This window comes from Algoriphagus persicinus (assembly GCF_035156415.1).
Classification (GTDB): Bacteria; Bacteroidota; Bacteroidia; order Cytophagales; family Cyclobacteriaceae; genus Algoriphagus; species Algoriphagus persicinus.
The window spans coordinates 55437-75106 of record NZ_JAYEEY010000007.1 but is presented as its reverse complement, the minus strand read 5'-3'; the positions used below and the strand labels follow the sequence as shown (position 1 = coordinate 75106).

The window sequence follows — 19670 nt, the reverse complement described above, 5'->3', positions numbered from 1 at the left end:
TTTAGTGAGAACTCACAATTCCTTGCTGACGAGATAGGTAGTGTATCCTATATAAAACATGAGAAGTATGGCGGCTTCCCAGCGATCTAGTTTTTTGCGCTTGCCGGTAAACATCGCTAGAAACAAAAAGATCGTTCCCGCCGCCAAAATGTAAATGTCGGTATTGAATGCCAGGGAAAAATCCAGGGGACTGATGAGTGAGCTCACACCTAGAATCAAGAAGATGTTAAAGATGTTTGATCCGATGATATTGCCAATGGCTATGTCATTGTTCTTTTTCATCGACGCGACCACTGAAGTGGCGAGTTCTGGTAGTGAAGTGCCTGCAGCTACGATCGTAAGTCCAATGATTTTCTCGCTTACACCAAGTGATTGTGCCATGGCGACGGCATTGTCAACTACGAGTTTGCCACCAATCACCAGGCCTGCCAATCCAATACTGACTAAAACCCATATTTTTCCATTGGAGTAGTTTTTAAGCTCAATTTCGTCAGTACTAGGATCTGATTTGAGCTGGGTAAAAACATAGTAGAGGAAGCCTGCAAATAACACGAGTAAAATACTCCCGTCCACCCATGATAGTCCAGGGGTGTCATCACTAAAGTAATTATTGGCTAGAAATAATAGGACAATTGCTGCTATCAAGGAAAATGGTATTTCTTTCCAAACGGTGCTTGATTGCACCGCAAGCGGAGTAATGAGTCCAGCAATACCGAGAATGATAAATAAGTTAAAATTATTGGAGCCGATCACATTTCCGAAAACGATGTCAGGATAACCTCCCATAGCAGCGACGGAGTTCACTACCAGTTCGGGCGCAGAGGTGCCAAAAGCCACGATTGTAAGACCTATAGCAAGGTCAGATACCTTGTATTTTTTTGCCAAAACGGAGGCTCCATCAACCAGCCAATCAGCCCCTTTTACCAACAATAGAAGCCCGGCAATGAGAATGATACTTTGAAGAAGCATAGTAATTTGATTTTATTTTGAAAGCTAACTACGTACAAAAATTCATCAAAAGTAGATTGAAAAGCTTATGAAATATCACGCTATATCAATAAATATTTCTAAATGATAATCCCTTTAGGTTTCGACTATTTTTCATCAATTTAATTCACTACTTTTTTTTGGTTTATATTTTATATGTTTCATAATACTCTTTAAATCAAAATATTATGAAACATTTTTCTTACTCATTGTTTATGTTTATTCTTTTTAATTTTTCAGCAGCTATTGCGCAAGGTGATATGCCAGATCATATCAAAGAGAAAATTTCATATCCTGTATTTGATTTCCACCCTTGGGTAGGCGTAATGCCTGTTGCCGAAAGTGCATTGCCCTATGATCCAATGATCAATTATAAGGTAGCATTAGATCTCTATGGCAAAGTGAAAGATTCCACTGCCATTCATCCAGTCATTTTGGAAGTTGCACGGACTTACAACCTCAACATAGCGAATGGCGTCCCTGCTGAGAAAATCCATATTGCAGCAGTAATTCATGGAGGGCTGGTTCAGGCGATTCTTTCTGAAGAAGCGTATCAGAAAAAGTATCAAACGAGCAATCCCAATTTAGCTGCAATAAAAGCCTTGGAAAATGCTGGGGTTAAATTTTATGTTTGTGGACAGAGTATGGGCTTCTATAATCATAGCTCTAATCATATTACACCTTTAGTTAAAATGGCTATATCTGCAAAAACTACTTTTATCATCCTAGATCAAATGGGGTATTCCTATCTCAATGTGAGTGATGATTGAACCCAAGAAATAGGATTTACTAGGCTTTACAATGGGTCTTTGGTGTTGGTAGATGAGTAGAGTGCCCTTAAAAAAAATATACCAGTTTTAGCTGGCTAAGGTATGGTTGGTGAGCTTGCCGGACTACCACGTCCACCGTGGTTAAAATAGACTTTTAGAAAATTTACTACTTAATTTAATATCCTCACTTCTTCTTTTTATTACTGCGAATTGAGGAAGGTCTTGATTAAACCCGGTGTTAGCATTTCTTCTACGGACTAAAAATACTTGAAAATCAAAGGTTTCACTTTACTTATGACGTTGACAATATAGTTTTGGTTTTGGGTCACTCTCCCAAGTGACCGATTTTCTTTTAAGAACTCATTATTAGCCCAGAAGAATTTCATAGAACGCAACTGTACAAATCACAAGGCAGAATCTAAATAAAAAAGGGCTCGATAGTTTATCGAGCCCTTTTACTTAATATTTATGTCTGTGCAAATTACTTCACTTCGAAGCTAGCTCTTCTAGCCAGTTGTCTTGCATCAGCAGAAGATTTATCCACGCTAGTGTCTTCACCATAACCTTTATAAGAAAGTCGAGAAGCATTTACTCCCGAAGCTACTAAGATGTCATAAACTGACTTAGCTCTTCTTTCAGAAAGTTTCATGTTGTAGTCTTCAGGGCCTAATTCATCTGCATATCCTTTGATCTCGACACTTACGCCAGGATTCTTTTTCAAGAAGTTAGATACATAGTTAGCTGCGCTAGTAGAGTATCCAAGTGGCTTGGAGCTATCGAATGCGTAGTACACGTTCACATAGCCATCGTTGATTGCTTTCTTGAAGAAATCAATTTGCTCTTGTACTTCTTCTACAGGACATCCATTGGTTGATGCTGGACCTGGAATGAATGGACACTTGTCCATGTGATCTGGAGTGCCATCACCATCAGAATCCAAAGTCATACCTGCAGAGTTTACTCTTGCTCCAGCTGGAGTGTTAGGCTCTTTATCTAGGTAATCAGGAACGCCGTCTCCATCAGAATCTTTCAACATATCTTTAATACCGTTGATCTGAGTAGCAAGTTCTTCTTTGGTAGCATATTTGTCAGCTGCGATGTACCAGTCAGCATGCTCTTCATTTTTACCTAGGTAGAATTGAAGTCCAACTGTACCTGTCCACCAAGTACCGTTTGCACCGAAGAAGCCGTTGTCCACAGCAGGTCTGATTGCAGTAGATCCATCCCAAGTTACGGTTTGACGACCGTTGATAATCGTGCTAATATCGCCTACTAATGCTACACTTTTGCCTAATTTCAATTGAGGGGTGATGCCAATGATAAAGTTGTAAACATCATCAGTGAAGTCATTGTAAAGATTTTCCTGTGGCTTGACGTTTCCGATACCAGCTCCGAAATGACCCAATAGACCAAATGATCTAGTGAATGATTCGAAATTCATGATTCTTCCTAAATTGGTTACCGCCTGAAGATCTAAACGATAATATTTGGTATCAAAAGAACCAGTATTAGCGTCTTCGTTTCCTGCCTCCTTCATAGATCCAAACCCGTAATCCAGCTTTAGGCCAAATTTCTCATTGAACATGTACCTCGCGCCCACTTCTACATGGCCAAGGTTTAAAGTAGGAGAGAGGAAGTTAGGTCCTAAGGGAGCCATAGGTTTGTTAAAACCTCCGCCCACTTCAAGAGAGAACTTGTCGAATTCCTGTGCATGAGCTCCGAATGCCAAAGCGCCTGCCATAATTGTTGATAGTATTAGTTTTTTCATAACAAAAAATTTTTGTTCAAATTTTAAGTGTTGATTGATGTGAATACAAATTTATTAACTTTTAATTTACTACAAATCTAGCTGAATTATTTAGAACCCAATTGTGGATAAAAAATAAATTCTTGCCTTTTTTCAAATATATGAATGAAATATTAACATAATTTATGCCACAATGAAATTTTTATTCGAAATCCTCAAACAAAATAGTGTTTCGGGTGATGAATCTAGAACGTCAGATTTTATTATACAATATATTGCCCAACGGAAGAAATATTGGAATGTTTCACCTGAAATCTTTTCGGGTGGAAATTTTCATGATTGTATTTTATTGAAATTTGGCGCACCAAGAACGGCTGTTTTTGCCCACATAGACACTATTGGCTTTATGTCGAGGTATCATAATCAGCTAATTAGCGTTGGTAGTCCTGAGATAATTGAGGGCACTGTTTTACAGGGTAAAGACTCTTTGGGAGAGATATCATGTAAATTGAAAGGTAATGAAAGTGAGATTTCTCATGATTTTCCACGTGGAATTGATCCAGGTACCAGACTATCTTTCGCTCAAAATATACGATTGGATGAGGAATTCATTCAGGCGGCGTATTTAGACAACAGGTTAGGGATTTACGCCGCATTACAGCTTTGCGAAACAATTTCAGATGGTTGGGTCGTTTTCTCTACCTATGAGGAACAAGGTGGAGGGAGTATGCCTTTTCTACTGAAATTCATACAAGAGACAGCTCCTATAAAGCAGGCACTGATTTCTGATATCACTTGGATTACTGAGGGTGTTCAATTTCACAAGGGAGTTGTGATCTCTATTCGTGATAAATTTATCCCGAGAAAAAAGTTCCTCGATAGAGTTCTTGATCTCGCCATCGAGAGTGGGGTTCTCTTTCAGTTGGAAGTTGAAGAGCATGGAGGTAGTGATGGGAGAGAGGTCCAGTTTTCACCCTATGCAATTGACTGGTGTTTTATAGGTGCAGCTGAGGAGAATGTGCATACGCCAGATGAAAAAGTTTCATTGGCGGACTTGGAAGCAATGGTTAATATTTATCCTTATCTAGTGGACAGGCTATAATTATTTGGCATGAGTATAAGATTAAAAGATAAAGAATTCGAAATCTACCTCAGTGCAGAGGAAATTAATCAGCGGAATTCCCGACTTGGGCAAGCTATCACTCAGGATTTTGCCGGTCAAGAATTAGTGATTATTGGGGTCTTAAATGGCTCCTTTGTATTCATGGCTGACCTTTGCCGGTATATTGACTTGCCTCTTTCTACAGCCTTTATTAAGATAAGTAGTTATTCTGGTACAGTATCTACAGGGAAAGTTCGCTCAATTTTGGGGCTGGAAGAAAAAATTGAAGGTAAAAATGTGCTGATTGTTGAGGACATCGTTGATACAGGAATCAGCATGGATTATTTATTAAGGGCACTTTCTGAATATAAACCAGCCAAACTATCCCTAGTCACTTTGCTTCACAAACCCGATGCTTTCAAGTTTAATTACGGGTTAGATTATGTGGGTTTTGAAATTCCCAATAAATTTGTGGTCGGTTACGGCCTCGATTATGATGGGTTGGGTAGGAATCTACCCGATATTTATCAACTCAGTACTCCTTAAATAATAGACTTACGAATGTATAATATTGTATTATTTGGCCCTCCAGGTGCGGGCAAAGGCACTCAAAGTGAAAAACTTATTCAGAGATACGGATTTACTCACTTATCCACTGGAGATCTTTTCAGAAAGCATCTCGGGGAAGGTACGGAGCTTGGTCAGCTTGCAAAAAAGTACATGAATGAAGGTCGATTAGTGCCTGATGAAGTTGTGATAAGCATGGTCGAGGATAAAATCAATGAGATCAAAGATGCCCGCGGGTTTATTTTTGACGGATTTCCACGTACCACTGCTCAAGCAGAAGCTTTGGATAAAATGCTATCCAAGCATAATCTTGAAATCAATGGAATGATTGCATTGCAGGTTCCCGAGAGCGTACTAAAAGCAAGAATCAAAGAACGAGGCAAGACCTCTAACCGAGTTGACGACCAGGACGATGAGAAAATCAATACACGTATTAAAGTGTACTTGGAGGAAACTCTTCCTGTGGCAGATTATTATGCTGCGCAAAACAAGCTCCAGATAATCAATGGTGTAGGAGAAATCGATCAAATCTTCTCAGACATCACTTCGGTGATAGATAGCTACTGATTGCCTTAAATTTCCTAATTTTGCAATTCATATTTGGCTAGGCTTTTAAGCTTAGCCTTTTTCTTTATCAAAAAATGGCTGATTCAAACTTCATAGATTACGTAAAGTTCTGCTCCCGATCAGGGGCTGGCGGGCCTGGATCGACACATTTTCGAAGAGAAAAGCATGTCCCAAAAGGAGGTCCTGATGGCGGTGACGGTGGAAGAGGCGGCCATATTATAGTGAGAGGGACTACCCAAGTGTGGACCTTGCTCCACCTGAAGTATAAAAAGCATGTGATAGCAGAGGCTGGCAAAAGTGGAGAAGGTGGAAGAAGAACTGGCGCAGACGGGAAGGATATGATATTAGAAGTGCCCCTGGGAACTATCGCAAAAGATGCGGAGACTGGAGAGAAACGCTTTGAAATCACGGAAGATGGACAGGAAGTAATCCTTACCAAAGGAGGAAGAGGAGGTCTTGGAAATGATCATTTCAAAACTTCGACTAATCAAGCACCTCATTATTCACAGCCTGGCGAAGAGGGGATTGAAGAATGGATCATCTTAGAGCTGAAGTTATTGGCAGATGTTGGATTGGTAGGTTTTCCTAATGCCGGCAAGTCCACACTTCTTTCTTCTATTTCGGCAGCTAGACCAGAGATTGGAGATTACCCCTTTACTACACTAGTGCCTAATCTCGGTGTGGTTGCCTATCGAGGAGATCAATCCTTCGTGATGGCAGATATCCCCGGGATCATCGAAGGAGCTGCAGAAGGTAAAGGGTTAGGTATCCGTTTCCTTCGCCATATAGAACGCAATTCGATTTTACTTTTCATGGTGCCAGCTGATGCAGTCGACATTGGGGGACAATACAGAATCTTATTAGGAGAATTAGAGAAATATAATCCGGAACTACTCGATAAGCGTAGACTCCTAGCAATATCCAAAGCGGATATGCTGGATGATGAACTTGTGAAGGAAATGACAAAGGAAGTACCTGAGGGGATTCCTCACGTTTTCATTTCTTCTGTCTCGCAGTTCAATCTTGACAGGCTCAAGGATCTCATCTGGCAGGCTATTCAAGAAGGTTAAGGTGTCAGTTTGTCAGTGAAAGCGCTATGGCAACAATATTGTTGAAGCCATAGCGCCAACTATTGTCTATTTCAATTATGAATAATAAAGAACAAGTGGATCAAGAAATGAATCTCAAGGACGAGAAGATCAAGGAGGATACAGCTGAAAAGACTACTCCTGAAGTGGATTTGGATGGGGTAGAACCTCAAGCTGAATCAGAAGAAAACAAACTAGAATATGAAGTAGCTGATCTTAAGGACAAATACCTTCGTCTTTATTCGGACTTTGAGAACTATAGAAAGAGAACCGCCAAGGAGCGATTGGATCTTATTTCTACTGCTTCAGAGGAAGTTTTGAAGGATTTAATTCCTGTGGTCGATGATTTCGAGCGAGCGTTCAAAGCAAGTGAGAATGAAGTGGAAGGGTCAAAAGTAAGAGATGGCAACCTTCTTATTTTTCAAAAACTAGTAAGAATACTAGCTTCAAAAGGCCTAAAACCGATGGAAGACCTTATTGGAAAGCCTTTTGATCCGGAAACGCAGGAGGCAATCACGCAGATCCCGGCACCAAGTGAAGATTCGAAAGGAAAAGTGGTCGATGTGATCGAAAAAGGTTACGTCTTAGGAGATAAAGTAGTACGCCACGCTAAAGTGGTGATAGGAGCATAATATTATGGCAAAAAGAGATTATTACGAAGTACTTGGAGTTACAAAATCCGCATCTGCTGATGAAATAAAAAAAGCTTACAGAAAACTGGCTATTCAATTTCACCCAGATAAGAATCCTGACAATCCTGAAGCTGAAGATAAATTCAAGGAGGCAGCAGAGGCTTACGAGGTTCTAAGTACTCCAGAGAAAAAGCAGCGTTACGATCAATTTGGTCATCAAGGTGTAGGCGGTGCCGGTGGATATGGCGGCGGCGGAATGAACATGGAGGATATCTTTTCCCAATTCGGCGATATTTTCGGGGGCGGCGGTGGAGGAGGATTTGGTTCTTTCTTCGGCGGCGGAGGCGGTGGCCGACGTACCAAAAAAGGAACAAATCTTCGAGTGAAGATGAAAATGACCCTTGCTGAGATCGCCAATGGTGTAGAAAAAAAGATTAAAGTAAAACGTCATCTGATTGCTGAAGGTGTGACTTTCAAGTCTTGTTCGGCCTGCCATGGATCAGGACAACTGAAGAAGGTGGTCAATACCATGCTAGGCCAAATGGTTTCAGCAAGTACCTGTGGTGTGTGTGGTGGAAGTGGGCAGATCGTTGACAAAAAACCTGCTGAAGCTGATGCTAGAGGACTTATCATAAAAGAAGAAGTGATATCCATCAATATCCCAGGAGGTGTAGCCGAAGGTATGCAGCTGAGTATGTCTGGGAAAGGAAATGAGATTCCAGGTGGAATTGCCGGTGATTTACTGATTGTTATTGAGGAAATTGAGGACAAGGTCCTTCAGCGTGATGGCAACAATGTCATTTACGATCTCTATGTTTCGTTTATTGATGCAGCTCTGGGTGCTTCCATAGAAGTACCCACCATAGAAGGGAAAGTGAAGATTAAAATTGAACAGGGAACTCAAAGTGGTAAAATGCTTCGCTTGAAAGGCAAAGGCATTAAAGATATCAATGGGTATTCTAAGGGGGACCAGCTTATCATGGTTAATGTGTGGACACCTACACATTTATCTAAAGAGGAAAAAGAGACATTAGAAATTCTTCGGGATTCAGATAACTTCAAGCCTGACCCAGAGAATAGCGAAAAATCATTTTTCGATAAGATGAAAGAGTTTTTTTAATACAAAAAAAGCCGGAATCATTTCTGGCTTTTTTTATATTTTTAAAAAACCTTTTTATAGTCGCCTCGTAACCTAACCGTATGCTTAGAAAATTGTGTCTGCTTTTTCTGATGATGATAGGATGGGTAGCTGTGAGTAAGGCGCAACTAGTCAAAGAGTTTAAAGCGACAGAAAAGGAAGGCTTCGATATGGTCGCTCTGGAGTTCACTAGTTATAAAAGTACCACCCAACTTAGGCGAACTAAATCTTCCGACCCTGTATTTATTCATGGTCACCTTGATCAAACGAATATACTCCCTGTTTTTTCACAGAAGGTATCAAATAATATTCTTCAGACCTCTCTAGTTCATAAGAATGTGGAGTCTGAAAACTTAGGAAAAAGTATCACTTCAAAACTTTTCTCAAATGCATCGGATGACTTTGCCCATAGCTGGAATGTAGGCCTGAGTACCAATTTCCTTTATCATCTTGATTTTAATTTGGGAATGGGCAAGGCAGATTTTGACTTGGCAAATCTCACCATTAGTCAACTCAAAGTGAAAAGTGCCAGTGCTGACGTGACTATCAATTACAGCAGTGAATCCCCCAATCAGGTTCAAATGGATACACTTTTGGTGACCTTGAACATGGGAACAGTAGTAGTAACAAATGCCAATTTCACCAATGCCAAAAGAATGATTTTCGAGGTTAATTATGGTAAAATCGATCTCAATTTTTCTGATGGAATGCACAATGCCAGTCATGTGATAGCCGCAGTAGGTGCCGGATCACTTCATTTACATTTACCTTCTGATTCTTTTCCCATCAAAATAAAAATGAGAACAACGGCGATGTGTAAAACAACTTTGCCGAAATATTTAAAATCACTTGAAAAAGGGACCTATGTCACCAAGGGCTATGATGCTGCCGATCCGAGATTAATGGAATTGATCATTGATGTAGGAGTCGGTTCATTAACTGTAGAATAATCCCTACTTTTTGGAATATGCTGAAAATAGAAAAGCTTAATAAATCCTACGGAGCCAGCAAAGCGCTTACGGATTTAGATTTGAATGTGTCTGAAGGAGTCGTATTTGGTCTGCTAGGCCCAAATGGTGCAGGAAAAACTACCTTAATACGAATAATCAATCAAATTCTCGATGGAGATAGTGGCAACGTTTACATTAAAGGGGAGCTCTTGGCGCCCAAGCATATTGGATCGATAGGATACCTGCCAGAGGAGCGCGGGCTGTATAAGAAAATGAAAGTCTGGGATCAGATGCTATATTTCGCTAGACTAAAGGGGCTGAGTCCACAGGAAGCTAAGCTAAAGATCAAATACTGGCTGGAAAAGCTGGAAATGGAGACTTGGAAGGACAAGAAGATTGAAGACCTCTCTAAAGGGATGGCTCAAAAAGTCCAGTTTATTTCCACTATTATTCACAATCCACCTCTTTTGATTCTCGATGAGCCATTTTCAGGATTTGATCCCGTGAATGCTGAGATAATCAAAAATGAGATTTTAGAGCTCAAAGCCAAAGGAACTACCGTGATCCTGAGTACTCACCGAATGGAATCAGTAGAATTACTTTGCGATCAAGTAGCTATGATCAATCGCTCCAAGAAGATCCTTGATGGTACGATCAAGCAAGTGAAATCAATCTATAGACCAGAAGTCTATTCCATTACACTAGATCAACTTAACAGAGATCTACCTACCGAGTGGATAGCCAAGAACGATGAGGGGAGTTATAGCTTTACACTTCCACTTAGCGGAAAGGATCCTAATGAGCTACTCAATGAATTAATGCAATACGGACAAGTGAACCGCTTTCAGGAGCTGATTCCTAGCATGGAGGAAATTTTTATTCATCAGGTAAAGTCAACAGAAAATGGATAAGGTCTGGTTAGTGATTCAACGAGAGTACGTAGCTCGTGTCAAAAAGAAATCCTTTCTACTCGTCACCTTATTAACACCATTGATTTTTCCTGCTATCATGGGGGTTTTCGTGTGGATAGCTCTGGAAGAGGAAGATAGTCAAGCGCTGAGGATCATCGAGGTAGTAGATGATAATAAACTGTTTTTCCTAGAAAGTTCGGATCAATATGCCTTTTCATTTTCGGATGCTAGTCCCGAGGAAGCCAAGAAGCTCGTGCAGGAAGGGGACCGCTACGGCTTTTTACACATACCCAAGTTTGACATAAAGGATCCTACCGGGATTTCATTTTATGGAGAAGAAAATCCAAGTATGAACTTGATCAGCTACTTGGAGAATAATCTGCGAAAGAAAATCGAAGAGCAGCGGCTTTTTGAAAGTGGAATTGATCCAAAAATCATCAATGATGTCCGTACCAAAGTGGCGATCAAGTCCATAACCTTGGATGAAGAAGGAACAGAAACAGTCAGTGATGCCACCGTGAATTATGCGATAGGTTTCGTAGCGGGTATTTTGATTTACATGTTTATTTTCATCTATGGCAATCAGATCATGCAGGGGGTCATAGAGGAAAAGTCCAGTCGGATCGTTGAGATATTGGTGTCTTCACTCAAGCCATTTCAGCTGATGTTGGGCAAAATAATTGGTATCGCGGGAGTAGGTCTCACCCAGCTTTTGATTTGGATTGTACTCATTGGGACGCTGACTACGATTGTGACCGGTTTTCTAGGTTTGCAGATGCCGCAGCAGCAAGCTATGGAATTGGCCAATCCGGAATTGGCGCAAGGTATGGTTCAAAATACAGAGATGGGTGAAATCCTACAGGTAATCGCAGGCATCAATTATATTCAGATAGCGCTTAGTTTTGTATTCTATTTTTTAGGTGGGTATTTACTTTATGGAGCCTTGTTTGCAGCGATAGGATCGGCTGTGGATGCCCCTTCGGATGCACAGCAGTTTATGTTGCCGGTGACTATTCCGTTGATTGTTGCTTATATGGGCTTGTTTGTGTTTGTATTGAATGACCCAAATAGCACCACGTCATTTTGGCTCTCAGTGGTTCCTCTGACTTCGCCGATTGCGATGATGGGAAGGGTGAGTTATGGTGTGCCTTTCTGGGAACTAGCCTTATCCATGGGGCTTTTGATCATAGGATTTCTGTTCACTACCTGGGTGGCAGGAAAAATCTACAGGATTGGAATTCTTATGCATGGAACCAAGCCAAGCTACAAAACACTTTGGAAGTGGATCAAATCCAATAATTGATTTTTAAGAAAGGTGGCTGTGCTTTGCACCAGCTATTCTTCATTAAAGGAAAATCCGGATTAGAAGTCCGGATTTTCTTTTTTGGTGATGAAATTCTGAAAACATCGCAAGTCTCTCTCCACATGATGAAAGCTTTTTCCCCAAAATCTTTCTTTCTTTGGATTTAATTCCTATTTCATTCGTTTCTTTATTTCAATTGGTGAATTTTCTCAGCTTGATTTAAAGTATAAATTTACTCAGGAGGTCTTTGGTTTCCCTGCTGAAAAATCCATCTACTAGTCATACTATCTTTGTGATTGGGAAGTTAGTAACGGTAGTAATTCAAGTTGATTAATGAAAAAAAGATTTCAAGACCTTACATCACTAGATTTTTACACCAACAGGAAGCAAGTCAAATGGCTTGTGGTTGTTTCTTCCTTAGTCATAGGGGCAGGTTCAATCTGGTACACCAATAGTCTGGTGGAGGAGCTTCGGGAGCGAGAGAGGAGGCAGATAGAATTGCTTTCCAGTGCATTGGAATATGCTGCCACTACGATGGAAAACCTGACTTTTATCAACCAGGAGATTATCCAGCAGAATTACTCCATTCCTATCATCATGGTGGATGATTCCGCCAATCCTATTGAATTCAGAAATATCCCTTTTAAAAATAATGCGAGTGCCGAGGATTCTGTAGAAACGCTGAAAAGCGAACTTGCGGAGATGCGGGCTGAGTACGAGCCTATCCTGCTTCCTGAGGCCGATATTCAGGTGTTTTACAGAAATTCCGAATTGCTTATTAATCTGAAATACTATCCCTACGTGCAGCTGGGGATTATCATGATTTTTGGTGCCTTGGCTTATGCGCTTTTCAACCAAAGCAAAATTGCTGAGCAGAACCGTGTGTGGGCGGGACTGACCAAAGAAACAGCGCACCAACTAGGAACTCCCATCGCTTCATTGATGGCTTGGATCGATTACTTGCGCAATTCTCCAGTCTGGAAAGAAAATAAGGAAATCATTACTGAGATGGATAAGGACGTGGTGAAGTTGCGGATGGTGACGGAGCGATTTAGTAGTATAGGATCTAAGCCTGTAATCCAACCTGAAAATGTCTATGTGGTGATCGAGGAGACTATCAATTACCTTCGGCCTAGGATTTCCACGAAAGTGGACTTGAATATTCAGGCCGATTCAAAGGATCTGGAGGCCATGATGAATAAGCCGCTTTTCGAGTGGGTGATAGAGAATATATGCAAAAATGCCGTTGATGCCATGCGAGGCAAAGGGCAAATTGACATTGAAATTCTTCAGGATAGTGACAAATATGTAATTGTGGACATCACGGATACAGGTAAAGGAATGGAAAAAAAAATGTTCAGAAGAGTTTTTAACCCTGGATTCTCTACCCGACAAAGAGGTTGGGGGCTTGGTCTCACACTGGCTAAGAGAATTGTGGAAGGCTACCATGGAGGAAGAATTTTCGTCAAGCACTCCGAAGTTGGGAAGGGAACTACTTTTCGGATATTGCTGCACGGAAGTCAGGAAGGAGCCTCACAGTTTATTACCGAAGGAATACTGGAATATTGACATCGGGATTTACGAATTAAGATTTTGATTTACGAGAGTTTATTGAACTCCAATTCGGATTCCCAAGATGGGCGGAATTGTTCTTTATCGAAGATTAGAGAAAAGGTTTTGAACTTCTGCCATTTTGGGCAAGAGATGGCTTTTTAATAATGAATTTCGAATGAGGAATACTGAATGATGAAGTTTTAACAGACAAAGAACCTCTAACATTAGCTTCCCTTCCGTTTTCACAACGCGCAGAATTATAGGTAGATTTTAACACTATCAGGAATCTCGTTACTCGTACTTCGGAAATCCTAAATTTCCCTAAATTCAACTTTAAAACTCCGGCCTCATTTTTAGCGGTTTTTCCCTACCTTTGCCCCCTTAATTTGATGTCTCCCATGAGTTTGAAAGAAGAAATCCAAAAGCGTAGAACCTTTGCCATTATTGCTCACCCTGATGCAGGCAAGACCACTTTGACGGAGAAGTTGCTGCTTTTTGGTGGTGCGATACAGACTGCCGGCGCGGTGAAATCGAATAAAATCGATACTGCGACAAAATCTGACTGGATGGCAATAGAGAAGCAAAGAGGCATCTCCGTGGCGACTTCTGTCATGGGTTTTGAATACAAAGACATCAAGATCAATCTGCTTGATACACCGGGTCACCAGGATTTTGCGGAAGATACTTACCGTACATTGACTGCGGTCGATTCAGTGATTATGGTGATTGACTGCGTGAAAGGCGTGGAGATTCAGACTGAGAAACTCATGGAAGTTTGTCGGATGAGAAATACACCTGTGATCTGCTTCATCAATAAACTAGATAGAGAAGGGCGAGATCCATACGAATTGATAGAAGAAGTGGAGCAAAAGTTGAATATTCAGTGCCGACCGCTTTCCTGGCCTATCGGAATGGGAAAAAGCTTTAAAGGTGTTTATAATTTGTTTGACCATAAACTTAATCTTTTTACTCCGTCGCAGCGAAAGCTAAGCGATGTGCGCCAGTCATTTGAAAATGTGAATGATCCTGAACTGGAGGAGCTGATCGGGAAAAATTATGCCGACCAACTACGGGAGGATGTGGAATTGATTGAAGGTGTTTATCCAGATTTTGACCCTACAGAGTATTTGGAGGGAAAAGTGGCTCCGGTTTTCTTTGGCTCAGCTGTGAATAACTTCGGAATCAATGAGATGCTGGATACATTCATAAAAATAGCCCCGGCACCAAAAAGCCGTAGAACGGAGGATCGTGAAGTGAAGCCTGACGAAAAGAAGTTCTCAGGTTTTATCTTTAAGATCCACGCCAATATGGATCCAAATCACCGAAACAGAATTGCTTTCTTGAGAATTTGCTCTGGGACTTTTGAGCGAAATAAACCATATAATCACGTGCGTGGTCCAAAGCCATTGCGCTTTTCGAATGTGACCCAATTTATGGCGCAGGATAAGGAAATGATCGATGAAGCATTCCCTGGAGATATTGTCGGATTATACGATACCGGGAATCTGAAGATTGGAGATACGCTTACCGATGGAGAAGACATGCAATTTGTGGGTATCCCGAGTTTCTCTCCTGAGATCTTCCGTGAAGTGGTGAATAAGGATGCGATGAAGACTAAGCAACTTGAAAAAGGCCTGAAGCAACTCATGGAAGAAGGAGTCGCTCAACTTTTCACTTTTGATATGGGATCAAGAAAGGTCGTGGGTACAGTCGGCCAACTTCAGTTTGAAGTGATACAGTTCCGATTGAAAAATGAATACAACGCCACGGTGGAGTTTCATCCGATGAATCTCTACAAAGCCTGCTGGATCACAAGTAAGGATAAGAAGCAGTTGGATGAATTTGTTCGCTCCAAAAACCGTCACATCGCCCACGATAAGGATGGTAAACTGGTTTTTATGGCCGAGTCAAAAGCCTGGCTTCAGATGGTAATGGACAATTATCCTGAGATAGAATTTCATTTTACTTCGGAGTATTAAACATTCTTCTGTTCAATGAAGGATAAGAATTAGTATAGCTAGGTTTATTAGTATTCTGACAATGAAGGAAAGGTTATTATTAAGGGGTTTCTCAATTTTCTCCTTGTGCTTCAAACTCTTAATAAAGAAATAAGTTGAACCGATAGTGGTCAAGGAGACGATGATGATCAATGGAATGATTAGAAATTCTAGCCCATTTATTCTCCCAATAAGGATACTCAAAATAAAAGAAATCATAGTCACCACACTTCCGACGGAATGAGCTTTTTGGATTTGAGATAAACTAAGGTCTGTATTTTTTTTCATACTGAGATATCCAAGAAGGCTTAGTGATCTGTTAAAAACACCTCTTCAAACTCAAATCTCTGCCCATTAAATAGGCTTTTGCAGGTGATATCTAGGAAGATAAGGTAACATCTCACTGTTATGAGATTGAGTTTTGTTTTTACTTTGTAATAATTGTATCTGTTAATCAGGTTGGGAAATGTCGGTATATGGAAAAATTCGGAATTGGATTCCGAATTTTTCCATATATTACTGAATGATTTCTCGAAAAGCAACAGAAAAGCTTATTGAATTAGCTACATACTTCAAAGTAATTGCCGTAATAGGCCCTAGGCAATCTGGCAAAACCACCTTGGTTCGAGCTATTTTTTCGGAGAAACCTTACGTCACTCTTGAGGATCCTGATCAACGTAGATTTGCTTTGGAGGATCCTAGAGGCTTTTTGTCTGCATTTCCACAAGGCGCGATTCTTGATGAAGTTCAGCGTACGCCGGAACTGTTTTCCTATCTGCAGGGAATCGTGGATTTCAATCCTCAGCCTGGACAATTTATTCTTACCGGATCCAATAATTTTTTATTGCAACAATCGATTACCCAAAGCCTTGCAGGTAGAGTGGGATTTCTTCAATTACTCCCATTTTCTTTAAGTGAAATATACCTATCGGTGGAGGATATTCCAGATGAAAATTTATTATTACTCAAAGGAGGATATCCGCCTCTTTATGAGCCGGGAATCCCCGTTAAAGATTGGTTTCCAAACTATCTACGGACATATGTAGAGCGCGACGTTCGGCAGATCAAAAACATCAGTGATCTGATTGTTTTTGAACGATTTGTCAGGTTACTGGCGGGGAGAGTCGGACAGGAACTGAATATGACATCTTTAGGAAATGAAGTGGGTGTGGATAGCAAGACTATCCAGTCGTGGATTGGGGTTTTGGAGAGTAGCTTTGTGATTTATCTGCTACGACCTCATTTCAAAAATTTTAATAAAATGATCGTAAAGCGACCCAAAGTCTATTTCTTAGACACCGGCTTGGTGAGTTTTCTACTGGGAATAAGTATGCCTGAGCAGCTAAGTCAGCATCCACTAAGAGGAGCACTTTTTGAAAATTTGGTAGTGTCCGAAATGATAAAATTAAGAACTAACCGAGGGGAAGAGATCAATCTTTTTTATTGGAGGGATAAGACTGGTCATGAAATTGACTTAGTGGTTGATAAAGGACTTGAATTACTACCGATTGAGATCAAATCAGGAATGACAATCAATTCAGATTACTTTAAAAATTTAAAATTTTGGCTTCAACTTAGCGGTCAGGAAAAGGGGGTAGTTTTATACGCTGGTGACCAGAAGCAAACTAGATCCAGTGGTATCGAAGTAATGAATTGGAAGTGGATTTTACTGGATTTGCTATTTCAGTAGTGATCTTTGACTTTTTGCCTTGTGCCGAAAAACAGATGCCATTGTTTTTATAGCCGAGCCAAAAGTTTGGCTTCAGATGGTGATGGACAATTATCCTGAGATAGACTTTTATTTTACTTCGGAGTATTAAGCATTCTCCTTTTTAAAGAATCATCAGCGCTAGCAGCCCAAGATTTATCCCTATTCTGATAATAAAGGCAATGTTATTCTTGAGTGGTATTTCAATTTCTTCCTTATGCTTCACACTTTGAAAGAAGTAATATGATGAGGCTATTATTGTCAAACAGACGACGATAATCAACGAAATAGATAGAAATTCTAACTCCCTAATTCTGCTTGCAAAAGCATTGATAATAAATGAGATCATCGTCACGATGCTTCCTATAGAATGGGCTTTTTGAATTTGAGATGGAATATTGAATTCCGTATTTTTCATGATGAAATAACTGGGGATTAGTGGCCTATTAAACTCTTATTGTTACTCTATAAAATAGGCTAGTGTAAAATTGGTGGATGGACAATAATTCTGAGGTTGAGGTTGAATTTATTTTGGAATATTGATTTAGATTTGGTTTTGAATTTAAACATGTGTAAAACCTTCACCTGATGATAAAAACCATTTTTTCTATTACAGCAGGAGTCGTTTTGATTTTGGCACTGATAAAATTAGTACTTGTGTTAATTGATTTGGAACCAATGGATCTTGCAAACATGAGTATCTGCGAAACTGAAAGATTAGCGAAGGAAGAATTCTTCAAAGGAAAACTAATTGATAAATACATAGACAAACGGAACCATAATTATGAAACGATAATAGTCAGTTTTGAGGAAAATAATTATGATTCTAGAATATTCGTGATGGACCAAAGTGAGGCCTTTAATAGCTTGATTATTGGAGACTCTTTATTCAAAGAGGCGGGTTCATTACAGATTATGCTAAAAAGAGCTAATGAGATATTAGAAATTGACTTGATCTATAATTGTAAGGATTGATGTTTGCCTTGATTGTTTTCAAATAAAAACCTCTTCAAACTCAAATCTCTGCCCATTAAACAACCCCTTGTCGCTAAGTTTCAAGTCAGGAATCACCAGCAACGCCATAAAGCTTAACGTCATAAATGGAGAGTTCAGCGTGGCTCCCATTTCCTTAGCTAGCTTATCAATGCTAGTGTAAGCAGCTGCCACTTCGTAGCCATCGGATGCTGACATAATCCCACCGACTGGAAGTGGAAGAATTTCTTCCTTTTCACCAGAAACGGCGGAAACACCGCCTTTGGCTTCTATAATCAGATTCACTGCTTTGCAGATAAATCTATCATCTATTCCTACCGCAATTATATTATGTGAGTCATGTCCTACCGAGGAAGCTATGGCTCCGGTTTTAATCCCAAAATTTTTGATAAAAGCCACTGCTGGCGGAGCATCTTCGTAGCGGTTGACCACGGTGATTTTCAGGATGTCTTCAGTTGGATTCGATTCTGCAAAGCCCTCTTTGATCAGTATTTCTCCACTGATCTCTGGAGTGATCAATTGCCCATCCAAGGCTTCGATCACTCTTACTTTCGATCCATTGGCTTTGAGCTGAAAGTCTTTGGGCCTTTTCAGAGAAGTATGGAAATTGTTGATGATTTCGTTTTTGATAGAAGGGATCAATGTCTTGCCATTTTCTGCTACTTTTTCTCCATTGATATAGGTACTGATGACCTGGAAATCTTTTAAATCTTTCACCAAAATAAAATCCGCGGGATCGCCTTCTCTCAATTGGCCCACATTCAGAGAGTAATGAGCAATGGGATTGAGACAGGCAGCTTGGAGAACATTGAAAACATCTTTGCCTTTTACAATAGCCCGGGCAGCAAGCTCATTGATATGAGAAACCGCTAGATTATCCGGGTGCTTGTCGTCTGAGCAAAACATGATCATCTCAGGATATTCATCAATCAGATCGATCAACGCCTCAAAGTTTTTGGCTGCAGAACCCTCCCGGATAGCGATTTTCATCCCAAACTTTAATTTCCCCAGAGCTTCATCAGCTGTGAAACATTCATGATCGGTGCTGGGACCTGCACTGACGTATTTTTCTGCAAGTTCTTCCTTTAGTCCGGGAGCATGTCCGTCGATGGGTTTGCCATACTTCTTTGAGATGCGGATCTTCTCCATCACTACTTCATCCCGATTCACCGTTCCTGGCCAATTCATCATTTCTGCCAAGTAATGAATCTCAGGCCTAGACATCAGATTTTCTATATCCGCTACCTTTATTTCTCCACCAGCTGTCTCAAAAGGTGTTGCTGGGACACAGGAAGGCGCACCAAAATAGAATTTGAAAGGAACCTGTTTTCCATTGGCTATCATATATTCTACGCCTTGCATACCGCAGACATTGGCGATCTCATGTGGATCGGAGACAGTGGCCACCGTGCCATGAACTACCGCCAGTCGTGCAAATTCGGAAGGGACGAGCATGGAGCTCTCCACATGCACGTGCGCATCAATAAACCCCGGCATCAAATAAGGCAAGGAAGGATCAGCTTCGGTTTTCTCTAATTTATATATTTTCCCGTCTTCAATACTTAGAGAAACAGCATAGATTTCACGGTTTGGGATATCTACGAATTGGCCTTGAATCTGCATAAAAATGTAAGAAAAACTTAATTGGAGAGAATC

18 protein-coding genes are annotated in these 19670 nt (G+C 40.5%); 14 read left to right on the top strand and 4 right to left on the bottom strand.

The window, feature by feature from the left end:
• Positions 1-12: 12 nt before the first annotated feature.
• A complete protein-coding gene (locus tag U3A58_RS07300) occupies positions 13-969 on the bottom strand; it encodes a calcium/sodium antiporter (RefSeq protein WP_323822751.1) in 957 nt (318 codons plus the stop codon).
• 206 nt (positions 970-1175) lie between these two features.
• On the opposite strand from U3A58_RS07300, the gene U3A58_RS07295 reads away from it, so the two are divergent.
• Positions 1176-1757, top strand: coding sequence for a DsrE family protein (locus U3A58_RS07295; protein WP_323822750.1), 582 nt, complete (start codon positions 1176-1178; stop codon positions 1755-1757).
• Positions 1758-2238: 481 nt separating this feature from the next.
• Here the strand turns inward: U3A58_RS07295 and U3A58_RS07290 are convergent, their stop codons facing one another.
• Entirely contained in the window at positions 2239-3525 is a 1287-nt protein-coding gene (locus tag U3A58_RS07290) for an OmpA family protein (protein ID WP_323822749.1), read from the bottom strand.
• Positions 3526-3697: 172 nt separating this feature from the next.
• On the opposite strand from U3A58_RS07290, the gene U3A58_RS07285 reads away from it, so the two are divergent.
• The 12 genes from U3A58_RS07285 to U3A58_RS07230 all read left to right on the top strand — a co-directional run bounded on the left by U3A58_RS07285 (position 3698) and on the right by U3A58_RS07230 (position 17003).
• Positions 3698-4606: an aminopeptidase gene (locus U3A58_RS07285; protein WP_323822748.1), complete on the top strand. Its 909-nt coding sequence runs from the start codon at positions 3698-3700 to the stop codon at positions 4604-4606.
• Positions 4607-4615: 9 nt separating this feature from the next.
• Positions 4616-5152, top strand: a complete 537-nt coding sequence (gene hpt, locus U3A58_RS07280) for a hypoxanthine phosphoribosyltransferase (RefSeq protein ID WP_323822747.1) — start codon at positions 4616-4618, stop codon at positions 5150-5152.
• Positions 5153-5167: 15 nt separating this feature from the next.
• A complete protein-coding gene (locus U3A58_RS07275) occupies positions 5168-5740 on the top strand; it encodes an adenylate kinase (RefSeq protein WP_323822746.1) in 573 nt (190 codons plus the stop codon).
• A gap of 74 nt (positions 5741-5814) precedes the next feature.
• Positions 5815-6810, top strand: coding sequence for a GTPase ObgE (obgE, locus tag U3A58_RS07270; RefSeq protein ID WP_323822745.1), 996 nt, complete (start codon positions 5815-5817; stop codon positions 6808-6810).
• A 77-nt stretch (positions 6811-6887) separates the two neighbouring features.
• Positions 6888-7460 (top strand): nucleotide exchange factor GrpE, encoded by a 573-nt coding sequence (locus tag U3A58_RS07265; protein ID WP_323822744.1) that lies wholly within the window; start codon positions 6888-6890, stop codon positions 7458-7460.
• Between the two features lie 4 nt (positions 7461-7464).
• The gene (gene dnaJ, locus U3A58_RS07260; RefSeq protein WP_323822743.1) at positions 7465-8580 is read left to right on the top strand and encodes a molecular chaperone DnaJ; all 1116 of its coding nucleotides are present in this window, start codon (positions 7465-7467) and stop codon (positions 8578-8580) included.
• Between the two features lie 80 nt (positions 8581-8660).
• Positions 8661-9548: a hypothetical protein gene (locus tag U3A58_RS07255; RefSeq protein WP_323822742.1), complete on the top strand. Its 888-nt coding sequence runs from the start codon at positions 8661-8663 to the stop codon at positions 9546-9548.
• Between the two features lie 17 nt (positions 9549-9565).
• A complete protein-coding gene (locus U3A58_RS07250) occupies positions 9566-10459 on the top strand; it encodes an ABC transporter ATP-binding protein (protein ID WP_323822741.1) in 894 nt (297 codons plus the stop codon).
• Entirely contained in the window at positions 10452-11762 is a 1311-nt protein-coding gene (locus tag U3A58_RS07245) for an ABC transporter permease (protein ID WP_323822740.1), read from the top strand. Before U3A58_RS07250 ends, U3A58_RS07245 begins: the two co-directional genes overlap by 8 nt.
• Before the next feature lie 333 nt (positions 11763-12095).
• Positions 12096-13331 (top strand): sensor histidine kinase, encoded by a 1236-nt coding sequence (locus tag U3A58_RS07240; RefSeq protein ID WP_323822739.1) that lies wholly within the window; start codon positions 12096-12098, stop codon positions 13329-13331.
• A gap of 383 nt (positions 13332-13714) precedes the next feature.
• Entirely contained in the window at positions 13715-15295 is a 1581-nt protein-coding gene (locus U3A58_RS07235) for a peptide chain release factor 3 (RefSeq protein WP_323822738.1), read from the top strand.
• A gap of 541 nt (positions 15296-15836) precedes the next feature.
• A complete protein-coding gene (locus tag U3A58_RS07230) occupies positions 15837-17003 on the top strand; it encodes an ATP-binding protein (protein WP_323822737.1) in 1167 nt (388 codons plus the stop codon).
• 142 nt (positions 17004-17145) lie between these two features.
• On the opposite strand, the gene U3A58_RS07225 is transcribed toward U3A58_RS07230, so the two are convergent.
• On the bottom strand, positions 17146-17439 hold the full coding sequence (locus tag U3A58_RS07225; protein WP_323822736.1) for a hypothetical protein: 294 nt from the start codon (positions 17437-17439) through the stop codon (positions 17146-17148).
• Between the two features lie 170 nt (positions 17440-17609).
• Here U3A58_RS07225 and U3A58_RS07220 point away from each other — a divergent pair, with 170 nt between their 5' ends.
• Positions 17610-17996, top strand: coding sequence for a hypothetical protein (locus U3A58_RS07220; protein WP_323822735.1), 387 nt, complete (start codon positions 17610-17612; stop codon positions 17994-17996).
• A gap of 18 nt (positions 17997-18014) precedes the next feature.
• On the opposite strand, the gene ade is transcribed toward U3A58_RS07220, so the two are convergent.
• Positions 18015-19637, bottom strand: coding sequence for an adenine deaminase (gene ade / locus U3A58_RS07215; protein ID WP_323822734.1), 1623 nt, complete (start codon positions 19635-19637; stop codon positions 18015-18017).
• Between the last annotated feature and the right edge of the window lie 33 nt (positions 19638-19670).

Excerpts from the sequence above, each read along its gene's own strand:
- U3A58_RS07225 (WP_323822736.1), bottom strand. The coding sequence starts at position 17,439 with ATGAAAAATACGGAATTCAATATTCCATCTCAAATTCAAAAAGCCCAT.
- U3A58_RS07250 (WP_323822741.1), top strand. The coding sequence starts at position 9,566 with ATGCTGAAAATAGAAAAGCTTAATAAATCCTACGGAGCCAGCAAAGCG.
- U3A58_RS07300 (WP_323822751.1), bottom strand. The coding sequence starts at position 969 with ATGCTTCTTCAAAGTATCATTCTCATTGCCGGGCTTCTATTGTTGGTA.
- U3A58_RS07290 (WP_323822749.1), bottom strand. The coding sequence starts at position 3,525 with ATGAAAAAACTAATACTATCAACAATTATGGCAGGCGCTTTGGCATTC.
- U3A58_RS07235 (WP_323822738.1), top strand. The coding sequence starts at position 13,715 with ATGAGTTTGAAAGAAGAAATCCAAAAGCGTAGAACCTTTGCCATTATT.
- U3A58_RS07230 (WP_323822737.1), top strand. The coding sequence starts at position 15,837 with ATGATTTCTCGAAAAGCAACAGAAAAGCTTATTGAATTAGCTACATAC.
- U3A58_RS07220 (WP_323822735.1), top strand. The coding sequence starts at position 17,610 with ATGATAAAAACCATTTTTTCTATTACAGCAGGAGTCGTTTTGATTTTG.
- U3A58_RS07285 (WP_323822748.1), top strand. The coding sequence starts at position 3,698 with ATGAAATTTTTATTCGAAATCCTCAAACAAAATAGTGTTTCGGGTGAT.
- U3A58_RS07275 (WP_323822746.1), top strand. The coding sequence starts at position 5,168 with ATGTATAATATTGTATTATTTGGCCCTCCAGGTGCGGGCAAAGGCACT.
- U3A58_RS07255 (WP_323822742.1), top strand. The coding sequence starts at position 8,661 with ATGCTTAGAAAATTGTGTCTGCTTTTTCTGATGATGATAGGATGGGTA.
- U3A58_RS07295 (WP_323822750.1), top strand. The coding sequence starts at position 1,176 with ATGAAACATTTTTCTTACTCATTGTTTATGTTTATTCTTTTTAATTTT.
- dnaJ (WP_323822743.1), top strand. The coding sequence starts at position 7,465 with ATGGCAAAAAGAGATTATTACGAAGTACTTGGAGTTACAAAATCCGCA.
- obgE (WP_323822745.1), top strand. The coding sequence starts at position 5,815 with ATGGCTGATTCAAACTTCATAGATTACGTAAAGTTCTGCTCCCGATCA.
- ade (WP_323822734.1), bottom strand. The coding sequence starts at position 19,637 with ATGCAGATTCAAGGCCAATTCGTAGATATCCCAAACCGTGAAATCTAT.
- hpt (WP_323822747.1), top strand. The coding sequence starts at position 4,616 with ATGAGTATAAGATTAAAAGATAAAGAATTCGAAATCTACCTCAGTGCA.
- U3A58_RS07240 (WP_323822739.1), top strand. The coding sequence starts at position 12,096 with ATGAAAAAAAGATTTCAAGACCTTACATCACTAGATTTTTACACCAAC.
- U3A58_RS07245 (WP_323822740.1), top strand. The coding sequence starts at position 10,452 with ATGGATAAGGTCTGGTTAGTGATTCAACGAGAGTACGTAGCTCGTGTC.
- U3A58_RS07265 (WP_323822744.1), top strand. The coding sequence starts at position 6,888 with ATGAATAATAAAGAACAAGTGGATCAAGAAATGAATCTCAAGGACGAG.